The sequence below is a fragment of the Vulcanococcus sp. genome (assembly GCF_044369115.1).
Classification (GTDB): Bacteria; Cyanobacteriota; Cyanobacteriia; order PCC-6307; family Cyanobiaceae; genus Vulcanococcus.
On the sequence record NZ_JBIPMN010000038.1, the window covers coordinates 1 to 16,302 of the forward strand.

19 protein-coding genes are annotated in these 16,302 nt (G+C 65.7%); 11 read left to right on the forward strand and 8 right to left on the reverse strand.

Going from position 1 to position 16,302, the window contains the following annotated elements:
- Positions 1-486 (forward strand): ATP-binding cassette domain-containing protein (locus ACIQ2E_RS04295; RefSeq protein ID WP_398326675.1); only part of this gene is annotated, 486 nt, incomplete at its 5' end.
- Positions 473-1,057, forward strand: coding sequence for a helix-turn-helix domain-containing protein (locus ACIQ2E_RS04300; protein WP_398326678.1), 585 nt, complete (start codon positions 473-475; stop codon positions 1,055-1,057). The genes ACIQ2E_RS04295 and ACIQ2E_RS04300, both read left to right, overlap by 14 nt.
- A gap of 10 nt (positions 1,058-1,067) precedes the next feature.
- Here the strand turns inward: ACIQ2E_RS04300 and ACIQ2E_RS04305 are convergent, their stop codons facing one another.
- Positions 1,068-3,257 (reverse strand): molybdopterin oxidoreductase family protein, encoded by a 2,190-nt coding sequence (locus ACIQ2E_RS04305; protein WP_398326681.1) that lies wholly within the window; start codon positions 3,255-3,257, stop codon positions 1,068-1,070.
- 26 nt (positions 3,258-3,283) lie between these two features.
- Here ACIQ2E_RS04305 and ACIQ2E_RS04310 point away from each other — a divergent pair, with 26 nt between their 5' ends.
- Both ACIQ2E_RS04310 and ACIQ2E_RS04315 read left to right on the forward strand, forming a co-directional pair.
- Positions 3,284-3,904: a molybdenum cofactor guanylyltransferase gene (locus ACIQ2E_RS04310; protein WP_398326684.1), complete on the forward strand. Its 621-nt coding sequence runs from the start codon at positions 3,284-3,286 to the stop codon at positions 3,902-3,904.
- Between the two features lie 5 nt (positions 3,905-3,909).
- Positions 3,910-4,950 carry a GTP 3',8-cyclase MoaA gene (locus tag ACIQ2E_RS04315; RefSeq protein ID WP_398326687.1) on the forward strand — a complete coding sequence of 347 codons (1,041 nt, stop codon included), beginning with the start codon at positions 3,910-3,912 and terminating at the stop codon, positions 4,948-4,950.
- Here ACIQ2E_RS04315 and ACIQ2E_RS04320 read toward each other — a convergent pair.
- From ACIQ2E_RS04320 to moaB, 3 genes are read right to left on the reverse strand one after another with little or no spacing between them, the layout of a single operon-like run.
- Complete coding sequence (locus ACIQ2E_RS04320) at positions 4,947-5,705, reverse strand: sulfite exporter TauE/SafE family protein (protein ID WP_398326722.1); 759 nt, start codon at positions 5,703-5,705, stop codon at positions 4,947-4,949. The two genes, ACIQ2E_RS04315 and ACIQ2E_RS04320, sit on opposite strands and share 4 nt — an antisense overlap.
- Positions 5,702-6,235: an HPP family protein gene (locus ACIQ2E_RS04325; protein ID WP_398326690.1), complete on the reverse strand. Its 534-nt coding sequence runs from the start codon at positions 6,233-6,235 to the stop codon at positions 5,702-5,704. Before ACIQ2E_RS04325 ends, ACIQ2E_RS04320 begins: the two co-directional genes overlap by 4 nt.
- A complete protein-coding gene (moaB, locus tag ACIQ2E_RS04330) occupies positions 6,232-6,738 on the reverse strand; it encodes a molybdenum cofactor biosynthesis protein B (RefSeq protein ID WP_398326693.1) in 507 nt (168 codons plus the stop codon). Before moaB ends, ACIQ2E_RS04325 begins: the two co-directional genes overlap by 4 nt.
- Before the next feature lie 68 nt (positions 6,739-6,806).
- On the opposite strand from moaB, the gene ACIQ2E_RS04335 reads away from it, so the two are divergent.
- On the forward strand, positions 6,807-7,070 hold the full coding sequence (locus ACIQ2E_RS04335) for a MoaD/ThiS family protein (RefSeq protein WP_398326696.1): 264 nt from the start codon (positions 6,807-6,809) through the stop codon (positions 7,068-7,070).
- Positions 7,071-7,080: 10 nt separating this feature from the next.
- Positions 7,081-7,533: a molybdenum cofactor biosynthesis protein MoaE gene (locus tag ACIQ2E_RS04340; protein WP_296367222.1), complete on the forward strand. Its 453-nt coding sequence runs from the start codon at positions 7,081-7,083 to the stop codon at positions 7,531-7,533.
- 2 nt (positions 7,534-7,535) lie between these two features.
- On the opposite strand, the gene ACIQ2E_RS04345 is transcribed toward ACIQ2E_RS04340, so the two are convergent.
- Positions 7,536-8,771, reverse strand: coding sequence for a molybdopterin molybdotransferase MoeA (locus tag ACIQ2E_RS04345; protein ID WP_398326699.1), 1,236 nt, complete (start codon positions 8,769-8,771; stop codon positions 7,536-7,538).
- A complete protein-coding gene (moaC, locus tag ACIQ2E_RS04350; RefSeq protein WP_398326702.1) occupies positions 8,764-9,261 on the reverse strand; it encodes a cyclic pyranopterin monophosphate synthase MoaC in 498 nt (165 codons plus the stop codon). Before moaC ends, ACIQ2E_RS04345 begins: the two co-directional genes overlap by 8 nt.
- Before the next feature lie 2 nt (positions 9,262-9,263).
- Between moaC and ACIQ2E_RS04355 the strand changes: the two genes are divergently transcribed.
- The 5 genes from ACIQ2E_RS04355 (at position 9,264) to ACIQ2E_RS04375 (ending at position 14,869) form a co-directional block, all read left to right on the forward strand.
- Positions 9,264-9,536, forward strand: a complete 273-nt coding sequence (locus ACIQ2E_RS04355) for a hypothetical protein (RefSeq protein ID WP_398326705.1) — start codon at positions 9,264-9,266, stop codon at positions 9,534-9,536.
- Between the two features lie 48 nt (positions 9,537-9,584).
- Positions 9,585-10,841 (forward strand): MFS transporter, encoded by a 1,257-nt coding sequence (locus tag ACIQ2E_RS04360; RefSeq protein WP_398326707.1) that lies wholly within the window; start codon positions 9,585-9,587, stop codon positions 10,839-10,841.
- Between the two features lie 35 nt (positions 10,842-10,876).
- Positions 10,877-13,015: a polyphosphate kinase 1 gene (ppk1, locus tag ACIQ2E_RS04365; protein ID WP_398326710.1), complete on the forward strand. Its 2,139-nt coding sequence runs from the start codon at positions 10,877-10,879 to the stop codon at positions 13,013-13,015.
- A 200-nt stretch (positions 13,016-13,215) separates the two neighbouring features.
- Positions 13,216-14,181 (forward strand): RpoD/SigA family RNA polymerase sigma factor, encoded by a 966-nt coding sequence (locus tag ACIQ2E_RS04370; protein ID WP_398326725.1) that lies wholly within the window; start codon positions 13,216-13,218, stop codon positions 14,179-14,181.
- Between the two features lie 10 nt (positions 14,182-14,191).
- Positions 14,192-14,869, forward strand: coding sequence for a diacylglycerol/polyprenol kinase family protein (locus tag ACIQ2E_RS04375; RefSeq protein ID WP_398326713.1), 678 nt, complete (start codon positions 14,192-14,194; stop codon positions 14,867-14,869).
- Positions 14,870-14,889: 20 nt separating this feature from the next.
- Here the strand turns inward: ACIQ2E_RS04375 and ACIQ2E_RS04380 are convergent, their stop codons facing one another.
- Both ACIQ2E_RS04380 and ACIQ2E_RS04385 read right to left on the reverse strand, forming a co-directional pair.
- Complete coding sequence (locus ACIQ2E_RS04380; protein ID WP_398326716.1) at positions 14,890-15,228, reverse strand: hypothetical protein; 339 nt, start codon at positions 15,226-15,228, stop codon at positions 14,890-14,892.
- 134 nt (positions 15,229-15,362) lie between these two features.
- Positions 15,363-16,302 (reverse strand): 3-deoxy-7-phosphoheptulonate synthase (locus tag ACIQ2E_RS04385; RefSeq protein ID WP_398326719.1); only part of this gene is annotated, 940 nt, incomplete at its 5' end.

Consider the following 16,302-nt stretch of genomic DNA (forward strand, 5'->3'; position numbering starts at 1 on the left):
GTGAAAGCAGCTCGGCCCGAACTGGATGCTGCCGCCCGCGCCCAAACCGTGGACCATCACCTGGAGATGGTGGGTTTGATCGAAGCGCGCCACAAACGGCCAGCGCAGATTTCGGGCGGGATGCGGCAGCGGGTGGCTATTGCCCGGGCCCTGGCGGTGCGGCCAGAAGTGCTGGTGCTCGATGAGCCTTTTGGTGCCCTCGATGCCATCACCAAAGAGGAGCTTCAAGAGGAGCTACTCGCCATCTGGCGTGAGCACAAACCCACCGTGCTGATGATCACCCACGACATCGATGAGGCCCTGTTCCTCTCCGATCGGATCGTGATGATGACCAACGGCCCCTCCGCCACGATCGGCGAAATCATGGAGGTGCCGTTCGATCGGCCCCGCCGTTTCGAAACCATCCAGGACGACCCGCGCTACGGCCAGCTCCGCAACCACGCCCTCGACTTCCTCTATCGCCGTTATGCCCATGGCGACGACTGAAGCCTCAGCAGCATTGTCGATTCGAGCCGGCAGCACCCTGCTGCTGGATGCACAGCTGCTCGAGCGCAATCAATGCCTCACGGTGCACTCCGGTCTGGTGCGGGTGTCGGCCTCCAGGCCGGAGCAGGAAGCCCTGGCAGCCCAGCCGGTCACCCTCGGCTTTCTGCAGGCGGGTGATCAATTGCCGCTCGATCTGCTGCGCACCACCCGCTTGCATCTGGAAGCCCTCACCGCCGCCCAGCTGGTGGAGGGCTGCCCGATGAACCCGGCGGCCGGCACCATCAACCTGCATGAGTGGACACTGTCGCTGCTGCTGCTGCGCAACCTCAACGACGCGGGCCAGCGCATCGGCGCGCTGTTGCAGTTGCTGGTGGAACGGCTCGGGCGGCGCAATGGCGCTTGGTATGAGTTATCGCTGCGACTCACCCACGCCGAACTGGCCGACCTCAGCGGCCACACCCGGGTCACGGTGACCAAACAGCTCTCCCGCTGGCGCAGCCTCGGCCTGATCGAGCAGGACGCCGGCCCAGGGCGCACCCTGCGCATCGCACCGGAACTGCTGGAAGCCTGAAGCGCCGGGCTCAGGCCAACGGCCGTACGCACACCGCCGCGGCCTTGAGTTCCGGCTGCTTGGAATGAGCGCACGCCTGCTCGTGCATCAGGCGATTGGCCTCGCAAGCCTTCAACTGGCTGGCACCCCAGTGCATCGGCAGAAACACCGTGCCCGGGCGGATGCGATCGGTGACGGTCACCTTGGCGCTGATGCAACCGCGACGGGAACTCACCTCAGCCATCACGCCATCGCTGAGGCCATGGCTGGCCGCATCCCTGGGGTGCACTTCCAGCAACGCTTCCGGGTGCTGTTGATTCACCCGCGCCACATGAGCGGTGCGGGTCATCGTGTGCCAGTGGCCGAGATAGCGGCCCACGGTGAGCACCAGCGGGTAGTGCTCACAGGGGGGTTCAGCCAAGCCGAAGGGCTGTTCAGCCAGAAAGCGGGCCTTGCCTGATGCCGTGGGGAAACGGTGATCGGAGTAGAGGCGCGGCGCGCCCATGCCCGGCTCGCTGCCAGCGGGGAAGGGCCATTGCTGCGGGCCATGCTCCACCAGCAGCGCATGGCTGAGCCCACTCAGATCACACACCCGGCCGGCGGTGAGTGCCGTGAACTCGGCATACACCTCCGCCGCAGAGCCATAGCGGAACTGCTGCTCGAAGCCGAGGCGCCGGCCCAGCTCCGCAAAGATGGCCCAATCCGGCCGCGCCTCACCGGGGGGCTCGCGAAAAGCCGGGCAGTGGGTGACGCGCCGCTCCGAGTTGGTCATCACGCCGCTCTTTTCGCTCCACTGGGCAGCCGGCAGCAGCAGGTGGGCCACATCTGCGGTTTCGGTGCCGGCATAGGCCTCGCTGAGGACGACCAACGGGCAGTTGGCAATAGCGGCGCGCACGCGATCCAGCGACGGCATGCTCACCAGCGGGTTGGTGGCAGCCACCCACCACAGGCCCAGCTCGCCGCGCTCCATCGCTTCGACTTGATCCCACACCGCCAGGCCCGGAGCCGGGGCGATCGAGCCAGGCGCAAACCCCCAGTGGCGCTCCACCTCAGCGCGGTGCTCCGGGTTGGCCACGAAGCGATAGCCGGGCAGCAGCTGCGCCAGGCCACCGGCCTCGCGGCCACCCATGGCATTGGGCTGGCCCGTGAGCGAGAAGGGGCCGGCGCCGGCGCGGCCGATCTGGGCGGTGGCCAGATGCAGGTTGATGATCCCGGCCACGGTGGCGGTGCCTTCGCTGCTCTGGTTCACCCCCATCGACCAGAGGCTGAGCACCCCAGCCGCCTCGGCCCACCACTGGGCCAGTTGGCGCAGGTCGGCTTCGGCGATGCCGCAGAGATCGCTCACACGCTGCGGCGTCCACTGCTGCCACAGCTGCTTGAGCTCGGCGAAGCCCTCGGTGTGCTCGGCGATGAAGCCCTCATCAAGCGCCTGCAACTCCAGCAGCAGATGCCCAATGCCCTGCAGCAGCACCAGATCAGTACCCGGACGAATCGCCAGATGCAGATCCGCCGGATCGGAGGTGGCCGTGGCGCGGGGGTCGACCACCACGATCCGCAGAGAGTCCTTCTGTTTGCGCTTGCGCTTCAGCAGCCGCTGAAACAGCACCGGATGGCACTCGGCGGTGTTGGTGCCGATCAAGAACACCAGATCGGCACCATCGAGATCGTCGTAACAACAGGGCGGACCGTCGGATCCCAGGCTGCGGGCATAGCCGGCCACCGCCGAACTCATGCACAGACGGGAGTTGGCATCGAAGTTGTTGCTGCCCAGGGCACCCTTGAGCAGCTTGTTGGCCACGTAGTAATCCTCGGTGAGGAACTGCCCGGAGCCATAGATCGCCAGGCCCTGTGGACCTTGATCAGCCAGGGTGGTGCGGATGCGATCCACCAGCAGCCCAAAGGCCTTCTCCCAGCTGATCGGCGCGAAAGGTTGATCCAGCCGCTCGCGCCAGAGCGGTGTGGTGAGGCGGTTGTGGTGCAGGGTTTCACCCACCGTGGCGCCCTTCACACACACCTGCCCAAGGGAGGAGGGATGGTGGCGATCGCCGCGGGCTGTCCACTGCAGATCGCCGGGATCCTTAGGGGGCTTCAGCTCCAGGCCGCAACCCACACCGCAGTAGGGGCACTGCGCCCGGGCCGCCTGGGAGCCAGGATCAGCAGTAGCAACAGCAGCCGTGGCGGCGTGAGGAGCGTTCAGCGGGGCGGGTATCGCGGCAGCCATTGGATCAAGGCGCCTGGCACACCCCTGTGACGACCGCTACCAAACCAAGGATGCCAACGCTGGAACCCGAGCCCGTCCCAGCGCTGCGCTGCTGCCTGCTCAGCGGTGGTGCCAGCCAGCGCATGGGGCAGGACAAGGCACTGCTGCCCCATCCCGCAGGTGGCAACTGGCTGGAGCGCACCCTGCGGTTGCTGGCGGAGCTGGATGCACCGATCACGCTGCTGAGCCGCTGGCCGCACCATCACGCCCTGGCTGAAGCACTGCAGCTGCCACACCTGGAAAGCGTGGCCGAACCAGCCCCCTGGGAAGGGCCGCTGTTGGCGCTGCACCGGCTGATGGAGCGCTATCCGGATGCACGGCTGTTACTGGCACCGGTGGACATGCCCCACCTCAACACCGCCGCACTGCACACCCTGATCGCGGCCGCCGCCATGGCTCCGGAGCGCATCCATCTGGCTCACGACGGGGCACGCAGCCAACCCCTGCTGGGGATCTACCCGAGCCCGCCGGCGATCTGCAGCGACCTGGCCGCAAGCATCAGCGGCGGAGAGCGCCGGCTGCTGCGATGGTTGGACGACCAACCTTGCAACGCCGTGCCCCTGCCCGCTGCCGCGATCCACAACGTGAACAGCCCTGCCGAGCTGTGACCCCCATGGCCACACCAAAGGCCATACCAACAGACGGGCTTGGCCGGCCGCTCGGGGTGCTGCGGCTCTCCCTCACGGCCCGCTGCAACCTGGCCTGCCCCTATTGCCTGCCGGATGGACAGGAGCCCCCAGGCCTGCTGACGCTCGAGCAACGGCACGCCGTGGTGCAGGCGGCAGTGGCCCTGGGGGCCCACAGCCTGCGGCTCACCGGCGGAGAACCCCTGCTGCATTCCCAGCTCGAGAGCCTGATTGAGACAGTGCAACCGCTGCGGGCCCAAGGCCTGCGGGACATTGCACTCACCAGCAATGGCACCCTCCTCAGCGCCAACCGCGCCAGGGCTCTGCGCGAGGCGGGACTGGATCGCCTCACCCTCAGCCTCGATGGCGCCGATGGCGCCAGCGTGGCCCGCATGGCCGGCCTGAGCGATGCCAAAGCCGGCGAGCGAACGCTGGAGGCGGTGCTGGCCGCGATCGGGCATGCGCGGGATGCGGGCTTTGATCCCGCGGCGGGAGCTCTCAAGCTCAATGCCGTGATCCAGCGCGGCCTCAACGACGATCAACTACTGCCCTTGGCCGAGCTCTGCCGCGGCCAGGGCCTGGAACTGCGCTTGATCGAATACATGGATGTAGGCAACCGCAATGGATGGAACCCGGCCGATGTGGTGAGCGCCGGCGCAATGGTGGAGCACATCAGTTCCCGCTGGCCGCTCGAGCCGCTCGAGCGGGATCTGCACAGCACGGCCCGCCGATGGCGCCACCGCGATGGCACCGGCGGGATTGCCGTGGTGGCTTCCGTGAGCCAACCGTTCTGCGGCGACTGCAACCGCCTGCGTGTCACCGCCGATGGGGTGGCCTACACCTGCCTGTTTGCCGCCCCGAGCAGTGGCCTGGATCTCAAGCCCTGGCTGCAGCCCAGCAGCAATGCCATGGACCTGGAGCAGGCCTTAACCCAGCTCTGGCGCAGCCGCCACGACCGCTATAGCGAAGAGCGCCAAGCCAGCACCGCTGGCCGTGAGCACGCTGAGATGGCCTACCTGGGCGGCTAGAGCAACGCGGCCAGCCCCAGCAATTTCAGCGAGGCCAGTAGCAACACAACCGCCAGGCAACGCCGGATCCAGGCCACGGGCCAGTGGCGGCTGCCCAAACGCGAGCCGATCGCACCGGCGAGCACCACTGGAATCAGCACCAGGAGCCATTCCAGACGCCCAAGCCCGAGCAAGGCGCCGGGCCGGGCCAGCATCAGCCCCGCCAAGCCCGCGATCGAGTTGAACAGGATGAACAGCACCGATACAGCCGCGGCCTGACGGGTGGTGCACCAGCGGCAGAGCAGCAGCAGGGGTGTGAGAAACACGCCACCGCCAGTGCCGGTGAGCCCGGCCAACACACCGAGGCTGCCGCCGGCAGCGAACAACAGCAGCCGCGGAGGTTCCCGCAACGTGGGGGGATCCACAAGTGCGCGCCCCAGCCGCCAAGCCGAAAACAACAGCACCACGCCCACTAGGCGGCGAAACCACAGTGAGGGCAGATTCAGCCATCCCCCCAGAAAGGCCCCTGGAATCGCCAGCAGATACACCGGCCAGATCCGGCGCCACGGCAGATGAGCCGCCCGCAAAAAATTCCAGCAACCCACGCTGGCCACGAGCGTGTTGAGGATCAAGGCCAGGGGCTTGATCTGCTCCGCCGGGAACCCCGCCAAGGCGAGCACAGCGATGTAGCCAGAGGCTCCGGCATGCCCCACCGAGGCATAGAGGAAGGCAACAACCGCGAGGGGTGCGGCAAGCAACCACACCGCAGTGATCACAACCAATGCTGGGGGTAGGGAAAAGCACCGGGCACCCAGCGGCTGAAGGCCCAGGCCAACACCACCAGAAGGAGAGAACCGCTCAACACGGGAAAGAGCAGAAAGCTCCAGGCCACCTTCAAATACACCGCCAGAAAAGCCATGCCACCTGCGGGGGGATGCAGGCAGCGCAGCTGCTGGCCCAACAGGATCGTGAGGCCCACCGCCAAGGCCAGCACCAGTGGCCCCTGGCCGGCGGTACTCACCAGGGCCACACCCACCAAGCCACCAATGCCATTACCCAGAACGATGTTGCGCGGCTGAGCCAGAGGGCTGGCGGGGTAGCCAAACAGCAGCACGCACGACGCACCCAAGGGCGCGACGATCAGCACCTGCCCGCTCCAAAGGGAGAGCAGACCCAGCAACAGCACCGCACAGAGCGCCGCCAGCGACGTGACCCCGATCTGGTTGAGCCGAAAGCGGGGCTGATAGCGACGGCCGCGGCGGCGTTCGCGCCTGGCTACCACATGCAGGCGACGCAAACGGCTCACCCGGCGGGCTCCGTGAGCCTGGGTAGCAGCTGCACCAGGTTGCAGGGGCGCGTGGCTTCGTTGAGCTGAGCGGAAATCAGGCGATCCCAGGCGGTTTGCACCGCATCCAGCGATCCAGGCAGCACAAAAATCACCGTGCCATTGGCCACGCCAGCCAAGCAGCGGCTCTGCAGCGTGCTGGTACCGATTGTTTCAAAGGAGAGAACGCGAAAGAGCTCGCCAAAACCCTCAATCGTCTTATCGAGCAGGGGTGCCACGGCTTCAGGGGTGCCATCGCGGCCGGTGAGGCCGGTGCCGCCGCTGCTGATCACCACCTGCACAGCGGGGTCGGCGATCCAGCGGCTCAGTTCAGCGCGAATCTGATAACGGTTATCGGGCACGATGCAACGTTCCACAAGGCGGTGGCCGCCCGCCTCGAGCCGCTGCTGCAGGGCATCACCGGAGCGATCGTCCGCCCGGGTGCGGGTATCAGAAACGGTGAGCAGAGCGATGGTGAGGCTCAAGTCATCAGCAAAGGAGAAGAAGCCATGGTCGCAAGGGATCGGATGTAGCGATGGCTAGTGTTGTGTTCATGGTTGGACCATGCGCGGGAGAGATCCGGATCCTGCTGTTCGCTTGGCTTCGCGAACAGGCCGGCTGGGCTGAACAACAGTGGCCTGTAAACCCAAACGACGATGGCAGGCTCACACCGCGTCAGCTGTGGTTGAAGTTGCAGCTGCCCGGCGATCTCGATCAAGCGATCCGAGTGTCGATCAACCGGCAATTCGCCGACGCCGACACCCCCCTGCAGCCCGGCGATGAGCTCGCCTTTCTGCCACCCATCAACGGGGGCTGAGGCTGAAGCCATGCAGCTCAGGATCGATCTCCACAGCACCGGCTTCGAGCCGCTCGTTGTGCTGACGCGTTGGCAGGACGAACAACAACACAGAAGCAACGTCCAAAGTGCCGCTGAGGCTTTCTTTATCGGACGGGTTCGTGGCGTAGCCGCGGATGGCCGTGAGCTGGAAGCCCTCGAGCTCGAGCACTACCCCGGCATGACCGAGCTGCAGTTGGAGCGGCTCGCCCTCGATTGCTGCAACCGCCATGGGGTGATCAGCTGCCTGGTGCAGCACCGCATTGGCCGGGTGCTCCCCGGCGAAGCGATCGTGCTGGTAGCCATCGGCGCCGACCGCCGCGGCCCGGCCCAGCGCTGCTGCCAGGAACTCCTGGAGGCCCTCAAACACCACGCACCCTTCTGGAAGCGCGAGTGGCGCGCCGACGGCAGCAGCGAATGGCTCAGCGGCAACACACCGCTCTGAGCTCAAAACACAGGCAAACGCAACAGCTGCGCCCACAGCTCCGTGCCCGCCTCCAGGGTCCCCAGCTCCGCCGGGATCTCCAACAGCAGATCAGCGCCCTGAAGCGAACCGATGCGGGAGGAAGCCTGCGAGCCTTCAATGGACGCCCAGAGCCCGCCATCGGCGGCCACCGCCAACTGAGCCCTGGCCAGCTCAGGCCTACCGGCACCACGGAGCAGCGGGGCCTCCAGCCGAACCTTCAGCCGCGGCAACAGCTGCAGCTCAGCACCCTCGAGCCGTTGCAGGGCCGGCCAGAGCAATTGCAACGCCGTGATCGCTGCCGCCACCGGATTGCCCGGCAGCCCAAAAAAGGGCACCCCCGCCACCTGTCCCCAGGCAAAGGGCCGGCCGGGTTTCAGGAACAGCTTCCAGAAGCGCACCGCTCCCAACTCCTCCACCAGCGGCCGGATCCAATCGCTATCGCCGGCCGACACGCCACCCGTGCTCACCACCACATCACACTCCTGCGCCAGCTCCCGCAATGCAGCACGCAACGGTTCCGGCTGATCCACCACCACGCGCCGATCGGCAACGGCGTATCCCAGCCGCTGCAGCAATGCCGTGAGCAAGGCCGAATTGCTCTCCCAGATCTGGCCCGGGCCACGCTCCATACCGGGCGGCAGCAATTCATCCCCGCTGATCAACAGGCCCAATCGCGGCCGGCGCGTCACCTGCAGCTTCTGCACACCGCAGCTGGCGAGGCGCCCTAGATCAGCCACCCCCAGCCGCTGACCCGCCGGCACCAGCTCCTGGCCCGGGGCTGCTTCCTCTGTGGGTTGGCGAATCCAGGCGTTGGGCCCGCAGGCTTTCACCAGCATGAGCTGCTCACCCTCCAGCGCCACCAACTCCTGGGGCAGCACCCGTTCACTGCCCTCCGGCACCACCGCTCCGGTGAGGATGCGCACTGCTTCGCCGGCGGCCAGCGCCGCGCCATAGGGCGCACCGGCGGCCGAACCACCAGCCAACCGCCATTGCTGGCCTGGCTCGGGCTGGGCCGCACCGGCAATGGCATACCCATCCATGATCGAAGCGCGGAACCCGGGCACCGCAGCGGCAGCCACCAGGGGAGCCGCTGTGGTGCGTCCGAGGGCCTGCGTGAGCGGCAGCGTTTCCTCGAGCCCGAGGGGCTGCAACACCTCCAGGATCTGAGCGCGGGCCTGCTCCAGCGGCAGGCCTTCACGGCCGTAGGGCTCAGTCATCGCACTGCCAGTCGCCATGGCGGCCGCCGGTCTTGCTCAGCAAGCGCACGCCACTGATCGTCATCGCCGGGTCGGCGGATTTGAGCATGTCGTAGAGGGTGAGCAGGCCCACCTGCACGGCAGTGAGCGCCTCCATCTCCACCCCGGTGCTGCCGGTGGTGCGGGCGCTTGCTTCCAAACGCAGCCCGGCGCCCTCGCTGCAGGCCTCAATCGCCACCTCCACACCACTGAGAGCGATCGGATGGCAGAGGGGAATCAACTCCCAGGTGCGCTTGGCAGCCTGGATCGCGGCCACACGCGCCACCGCCAGCACATCACCCTTGGGAGCACGGCCCTCGAGCACCAGGGCCAACACCTCCGGGCGCATCACGATCACACCTTCTGCCCGCGCTTCTCGGCGGGTGGCCGGCCGCTCTCCCACCTCCACCATGTGCACCTCACCGGCGGCGTTGAGATGACTCAGGAACACCTGCGGCGACTCCGGCGGCATAGATGAGGCTGCAAGCAATCGCCCACTATCCTGATCGCGCAGGTTGCTTTGCCGAGAAAACCAAAAACTTTCTGGATCGGCTGGAAGCAACGCTGCAACCGCTCTACCTTTCCCATCACCTGGAAGGTGGTGTGATGCTTGTGAAAAGCGGAAGCGGCTCCTTTTCGATGGTGGGCGGGTTGGTGATGAGTGCCCCGCAACACCACCGCCCGCACCCTGAGCCCGTCACTGGCTTCGCCCTGCTGTTGAACCAGCTGCTCAGGCGCTTCCGCTAGCAGCTGCGATCCGCATGGGATGGTGAGCCCACACCCGGGCCCATCCCCATGCGCTGGAGCCGTCCCTCCACCAGCCTCTGCGCGTTCATCACGCTGCTGAACGATCGGCTGGGGGAGAGCATCGTGTTCCCCCTGCTGCCGTTTCTGCTGGCCAGCTTCACCAGCAATGGCCGCACTCTCGGGCTGTTGGCTGGTAGCTACGCCCTGGCCCAGTTCGCCTTCACGCCGCTGATCGGTGCCCTGAGCGATCGCTACGGCCGTAAGCCGGTGATCGCCGCTTGCGTGGCGGGATCCGTGCTGGGCCTCGGACTGTTTGCCGTCACCCTGAGCATCAACTGGCAGGCCATCCCCTGGGCCGCCGGCACGGCGATCCCCCTGGCGTTGCTGTTTGGCGGTCGCCTGATCGACGGGGTGAGCGGTGGCACCGCTGCCACAGCCGGCGCTGTGCTGGCCGACATTTCCACCCCAGAGAACAGAGCCAAGGCCTTCGGTTTGATCGGCGTGGCCTTCGGCCTGGGTTTCATCCTGGGGCCGGCCTTCGGTGGCTTACTCGCGGGATTCAGCGTCACCCTGCCGGTGTGGGTGGCCACCGGGTTTGCCGTGATGAACCTGCTGCTGGTACTCACCGTGCTGCCGGAAACCCATCCGCCCGAGGCCAGGCAAGCGATGCCGCGCAAACGGGATCTCAACCCCTTGGTGGCCCTGAAGCGGGTGTTCACCAACCCCCAGGTGCGCCGCCTCTGCGGGGCCTTTTTCCTCTTCTTCCTGGCGTTCAACGGCTTCACAGCCGTGCTGGTGCTCTATTTCAAACAGGTGTTCGATTGGGGCCCGGGCCTGGCCACGACCGCCTTCCTGGTGGTGGGCGTGGTGGCCACGGTGGTGCAGGGGGGGCTGATCGGCCCACTCGTGAACCGCTTCGGCGAATACCGGCTCACCCTGGTGGGCCTGGGCTTCGTGATCGTGGGCTGCCTGTTGATTCCCATGGCCCAGGCCGACAACGCCGCCGCGGTGGTGTTCAGCGCCGTGGCGATCCTGGCCCTGGGCACCGGACTGGTCACACCGAGCCTGCGGGCGCTGGTGTCGCGGCGACTGGGCGACAGCGGCCAGGGCGCAGCCCTCGGCAGCCTGCAGGGACTGCAGAGCCTGGGCAGCTTCATCGGCCCACCACTCGCGGGCCTCAGCTACGACCTGCTCGGCCAGCGCAGCCCCTTCTGGCTGGGCATCGCACTGCTGGTGGGCGTGGCGTCGCTGGTGGCCGGAGGCCTGCCGTCAAGCGGGGAGCGCACGCAAAACAGCCCATCCTGATTGCTAATTTGCTCCATCAGGTTGGTTGGTGCTGAATGGCTGAACCCGCAGTGGCTCCCGAGCTTTACATCAACCGGGAGCTCAGCTGGGTGGCCTTCAACCAACGGGTGTTGGCTCAGGCGCTGAGCGAACACACGCCACTGCTGGAGCAGGCGAAATTCAGCGCCATTTTCAGCAACAACCTCGACGAATTTTTCATGGTGCGTGTGGCTTCCCTGAAGTCACAGATCGAAGCCGGCGTTCAAACCCTCAGCGACGACGGCCTCACCCCCAGCCAGCAGCTGGTGAAGGTGCGCGAGGCCCTGGCACCGCTGCTCAGCCAGCAGCAGGCCCACTACCGCCACTACCTCAAGCACCAACTGGCTGAAGCCGGTGTGCACCTGATCGACTACGCCAAGCTCAACAAGAAGCAGCAGGAGTGGATCAACACCTACTTCCAGAACGCCATCTTCCCGGTGCTCACACCACTGGCGGTTGACCCGGCCCATCCCTTCCCCTTCATCAGCAACCTCAGCCTCAACATCGCGGCGCTGATTCGTGATCCCGAATCAGGCCAGCAGCAATTCGCCCGGGTGAAGGTGCCGCAGAAAAACCTGCCGCGCTTCGTGCAACTACCGGTGGAGCTGAGCACCCACGCCCCTACTCCCGTCTACACCGCGGTGCCGCTGGAGCAGGTGGTGGCGTTCAACCTGCAACTGCTCTTCCCCGGCATGACCGTGGAAGGCCACTACTTCTTCCGCGTCACCCGCGACGCCGACCTGGAACTGCGCGATCTCGAAGCCGACGACCTGATGGAGGCCCTGCAGCAGGGTCTGCGCAAGCGGCGCATGGGCGGTGAAGTGGTGCGGCTGGAGGTGGCCGATGAGATGCCACAAGACGTGGTGGATCTGTTGCTGGAGGGCACCGGTGTGGAGCCGGCCGACCTCTATCGGGTCAATGGCCCCCTCGGCCTCGACGATCTGATGAGCCTGATGGCCGTGCCACTGCCCAAGCTCAAAGACAAGCCCCATCGCGGCCGCACCCCAGCCGTGCTGGCCCGCGCTCAGAAGGGTCTACTGGAAGACGGCTCGATCAAGGCCGAAGAATTCGAGAGCATCTTCTCGGTGCTGCGGCGCGGTGATGTTCTGCTGCATCACCCCTTTGATCTGTTCTCCACCTCCGTGGAGGAGTTCATCAACCAGGCCGCCGACGACCCCTCGGTGCTCGCCATCAAGATGACGCTCTACCGGGTGTCGAAAGATTCGCCGATCATCGCGGCCCTGATCCGCGCCGCAGAAAATGGCAAGCAGGTGATGGCGCTGGTAGAGCTCAAGGCCCGCTTCGATGAAGACAACAACATCCAATGGGCCCGGCAGCTGGAGCGCTCCGGCGTGCACGTGGTGTACGGCGTGATCGGGCTGAAGACCCACACCAAAATCACCCTGGTGGTGCGCAAGGAAAAGGAGAAGCTGCGCAGCTACTGCCACATCGCCACCGGCAACTACAACTCCCGCACCTCCACCCTCTACACCGATCTGGGGCTGCTCTCAGCGCGGCCGGAGCTGGGGCAAGACCTAGCCGAACTGTTCAACTACCTCACCGGCTTCTCCAAGCAGCAGGAGTTCCGCCGGCTCCTGGTGGCACCGGTCACGTTGCGACGACGCATACAGGAGCTAATCCAGCGCGAAACCGAACACGCCCGTGCCGGAAGACCCGCTGGGATCAAGGCCAAGATGAACGCCCTGGTGGATCCGCGCATCATCGGCCTGCTGTATGAGGCCTCCCAGGCCGGAGTGCAGATTGATCTGGTAGTGCGCGGCATGTGCAGCCTGCGCCCGGGTGTGGAAGGGGTCAGCGACAACATCCGTGTGTCGAGCGTGATCGGTCGCTTTCTCGAACACTCACGACTCTTCTGGTTCGCCAATGGCGGCAACGACGAGGCGTACATCGGCAGTGCCGACTGGATGGGTCGCAACCTCGATCGCCGTGTGGAAGCCGTGGTGCCGATTGAAGATGCCACGCTCCACCGAAAGCTCTTGGCCCTGATCGACGCCTACCTGGCCGACAACTGCACCGCCTGGGACATGCAGTCCGACGGCAGCTTCGTGCGCCGTATTCCCGACGAGGAGAACGTAGCCGTTCAGGCAGGCTTGATCGATGACTGGCACCGCAACGCATCCGGGAGTGACAGCTAGCTGTAAGGGTCGATACAAACAAGAAGAAATTCCAACAAAAATGCTGCAGTAAGTCTTCCGATTCGCGGCAGTCTCGAGTTAGCAAATCTGCTAAATTCCGGCCAAATCAATTCGAGGTCGGAGCAATGAGCATGTCTCACACCTCCAACAGACCTCAAGCTCCCTCCACTGCCCAGCCCAACGCCGCTGGTTTCGATGCCATGGATGCCAACAACGCCGCAGCTTCCGGGCCGACGAGCAACAGAACAACCAGCCGAAACGGCGCCTCACGCCAGGGAGGTCGGCTCAGTGCTGATTCGATCGGCTGGTACCTGAGCAACATCGGTCGCGTACCGCTGCTCACCGCCGCTGAAGAGATCGAACTGGCCCATCACGTGCAAGCGATGAAGCAGCTCCAGGAGCTGCCCAGCGATCAACTCACGCCGCGTCAGAAGCACCTGATCCGCATGGGCTGCCGAGCCCGCGATCGGATGATGGCCGCCAACCTGCGCCTGGTGGTGAGTGTGGCGAAGAAATATCAGAATCAGGGTCTCGAACTGCTCGATCTGGTGCAGGAAGGCGCCATCGGCCTCGAGCGCGCCGTCGACAAATTCGACCCCGCCATGGGCTACAAATTCTCCACCTACGCCTACTGGTGGATCCGGCAGGGGATGACACGCGCCATCGACAACAGCGCCCGCACCATTCGCCTACCGATCCATGTGAGCGAGAAGCTCTCCAAAATGCGGCGGATCACCCGGGAGCTCTCGCACCGTTTCGGCCGGCAACCCAATCGCCTCGAGCTCGCCCACGCCATGGGCATGGCTCCCGAAGAACTCGAGGATCTGATCTCACAGAGCGCACCCTGCGCCTCTCTCGACGCCCATGCCCGCGGCGACGACGACCGCAGCACCCTGGGCGAGCTGATCGCCGACCCCAACAGCAACGAGTCCATGGATTCCATGGACCGCAGCCTGCAGAAGGAGCACCTCGGCACCTGGCTATCCCAGCTCAATGAGCGCGAGCGGCGCATCATCGAGTTGCGCTTTGGCCTGGAAGGCAACGAGCCACTCACCCTCGCTGAAATCGGCCGTCAGATCAATGTGTCGCGCGAGCGGGTGCGGCAGCTGGAGGCCAAGGCCATTCTCAAGCTGCGCATGATGACCAATTATCAGCAGGCTGCCTGAACCTGCTCTGTTGACCCCGGTTCTCATCCAACAGCTCACCGGCATCGCCGTTGTGCTGCTCTGGCTCGCCGTTGTGGTGAGCACCGCTCTCGCCGTTCGCCATCACTTCCCCCAGCAACGGGAATGGAGCCGCAAGGTGGTGCACATCGGCACCGGCCCGGTGGTGTTGCTGGCCTGGGGGCTTGGCATCGCCCGCTGGGTGGCGCTGCCCGCCGCCATCGCCGTCACCCTGGCCACAGCCTTGAATCACCGCTTCAGAGTGCTGCCCGCCGTGGAGGATGTTGACCGCCACAGCTACGGCACGGTGGCCTATGGCGCTTCGATCGCGATCCTGCTCGCTCTGTTCTGGCCGCAGCAGCCCCTGGCCGTCGCCGCCGGCGTGCTGGTGATGGCCATCGGCGATGGCCTGGCTGGGCTGGTAGGACCACAGCTGCGCTCGCCCCGCTGGCGGGTGCTCGGTCAAGGCAAATCCCTGGCCGGCACCCTGGCCATGGGCGGGGGAGGACTGTCGGTGCTGATCCTGTTGCAGCTGATCGCCCAGAGCCAGAGCATGGCCGCGCCGGCTTGGGCCCAACTGATCGCGATCGCCCTGCTGGCCACGGCCCTCGAGCAGGGCAGCAACTTCGGCATCGACAACCTCACTGTTCCCCTGAGCGCCGGATTGCTCTGGCAGCACTGGGCCCACTGAAGCCCCCACTCAAGCCCCACTCAAGCCAGGAGCATCGCCTCGCAGCGTCGCTCCCAGTCGTGCTGGGTGCCCAGGCCAGCCACCACGCGCCGGTCATCGGGCTCCGCCAACAGGCGCAACTGCCACTGCCGAATCGCTTCAGCGCGCTCCAGCCACACATCCACCACGGTGGTGTGGATCAGATCCAGCTCCCACCCGCGCCCCCGGGCCGTCTCCAGCGCCCAGCCGAGCAGGGCATCGAGCTGGAAGGGGCGAAAACCCGCAAAGGCCGGCCCTTCCCCTTCGCCCACACTGCTCTGCTCAAGATAAAAGAGCTGCAAGGGATCAGACACGCCACAGAACTGCAGGAGATAGGTCATCAGCAGACCTCCTGATTGCGACTCCATCAAACCTACGCAGCGCCGAAAGGAGCACTGTTCACGCCAAACAGTTTGCAACGTCGCTGTGAATTAGCACTCACAACACGCGAGTGCTAATTCATCTCAGCACACCCTCAAACCAAAGCTGCAGCCTTGCTTTTCACCTGAGCCACGGCTCCGGCAAGCTCCGCCAACACCTCGCGGGTGGAGCCCAGATCAATGCAGGCATCAGTGATGCTCTGGCCGTAGGTGAGCTGGCTCAGATCCGCAGGAATCTTCTGGTTGCCGGCCACCAGATGGCTTTCGATCATCACGCCCATCACATGGCGTGACCCGCTGCGCAGCTGTTCAGCCACCGCAGCAGCCACCGCGCCCTGACGGCGGTAGTCCTTGTTGGAGTTGCCGTGGCTGCAATCCACCATCACCCGCGCCGGCAAGCCGTCTTTCGCCAGGGCCGCCGCGGCCGCTTCGATCGCCTCGGCGTGGAAGTTGGTGCCCTGCTTACCGCCCCGCAGCACCAGGTGCCCATCGGGGTTGCCGGTGGTGGTCACGATGGCGGCGCTGCCATCTTTATTGATGCCCAGGAAATGGTGCGGGCGTGCCGCAGCCTCCATGGCGTTGATGGCTGTGCTGGCACTGCCATCGGTGCCGTTCTTGAACCCGATCGGCATCGAGAGCCCCGAGGCCATCTCGCGGTGGGTCTGGCTTTCGGTGGTGCGGGCGCCGATGGCGGTCCAGCTGATCAGATCAGCGATGTATTGCGGCACCACTGGATCAAGCAGTTCCGTGGCAGCCGGCAGACCCATCTCCGCCAGATGCAGCAGCAGGCCGCGGGCCAGCTTCAGGCCGGTGTTGATGTCGTAGCTGCCATCGAGGTGGGGGTCGTTGATCAGCCCCTTCCAGCCCACGGTGGTGCGGGGCTTCTCGAAGTACACCCGCATCACCACCTCCAGCTGATCGCGGTGGCGCTCATGCTCTTCAGCGATCGCGGCCGCGTACTCCTTGGCGGCGTCCACGTCGTGCACCGAGCAGGGGCCCACGATCACCAGCAGGCGCTGATCGTCGCCGCGCAGG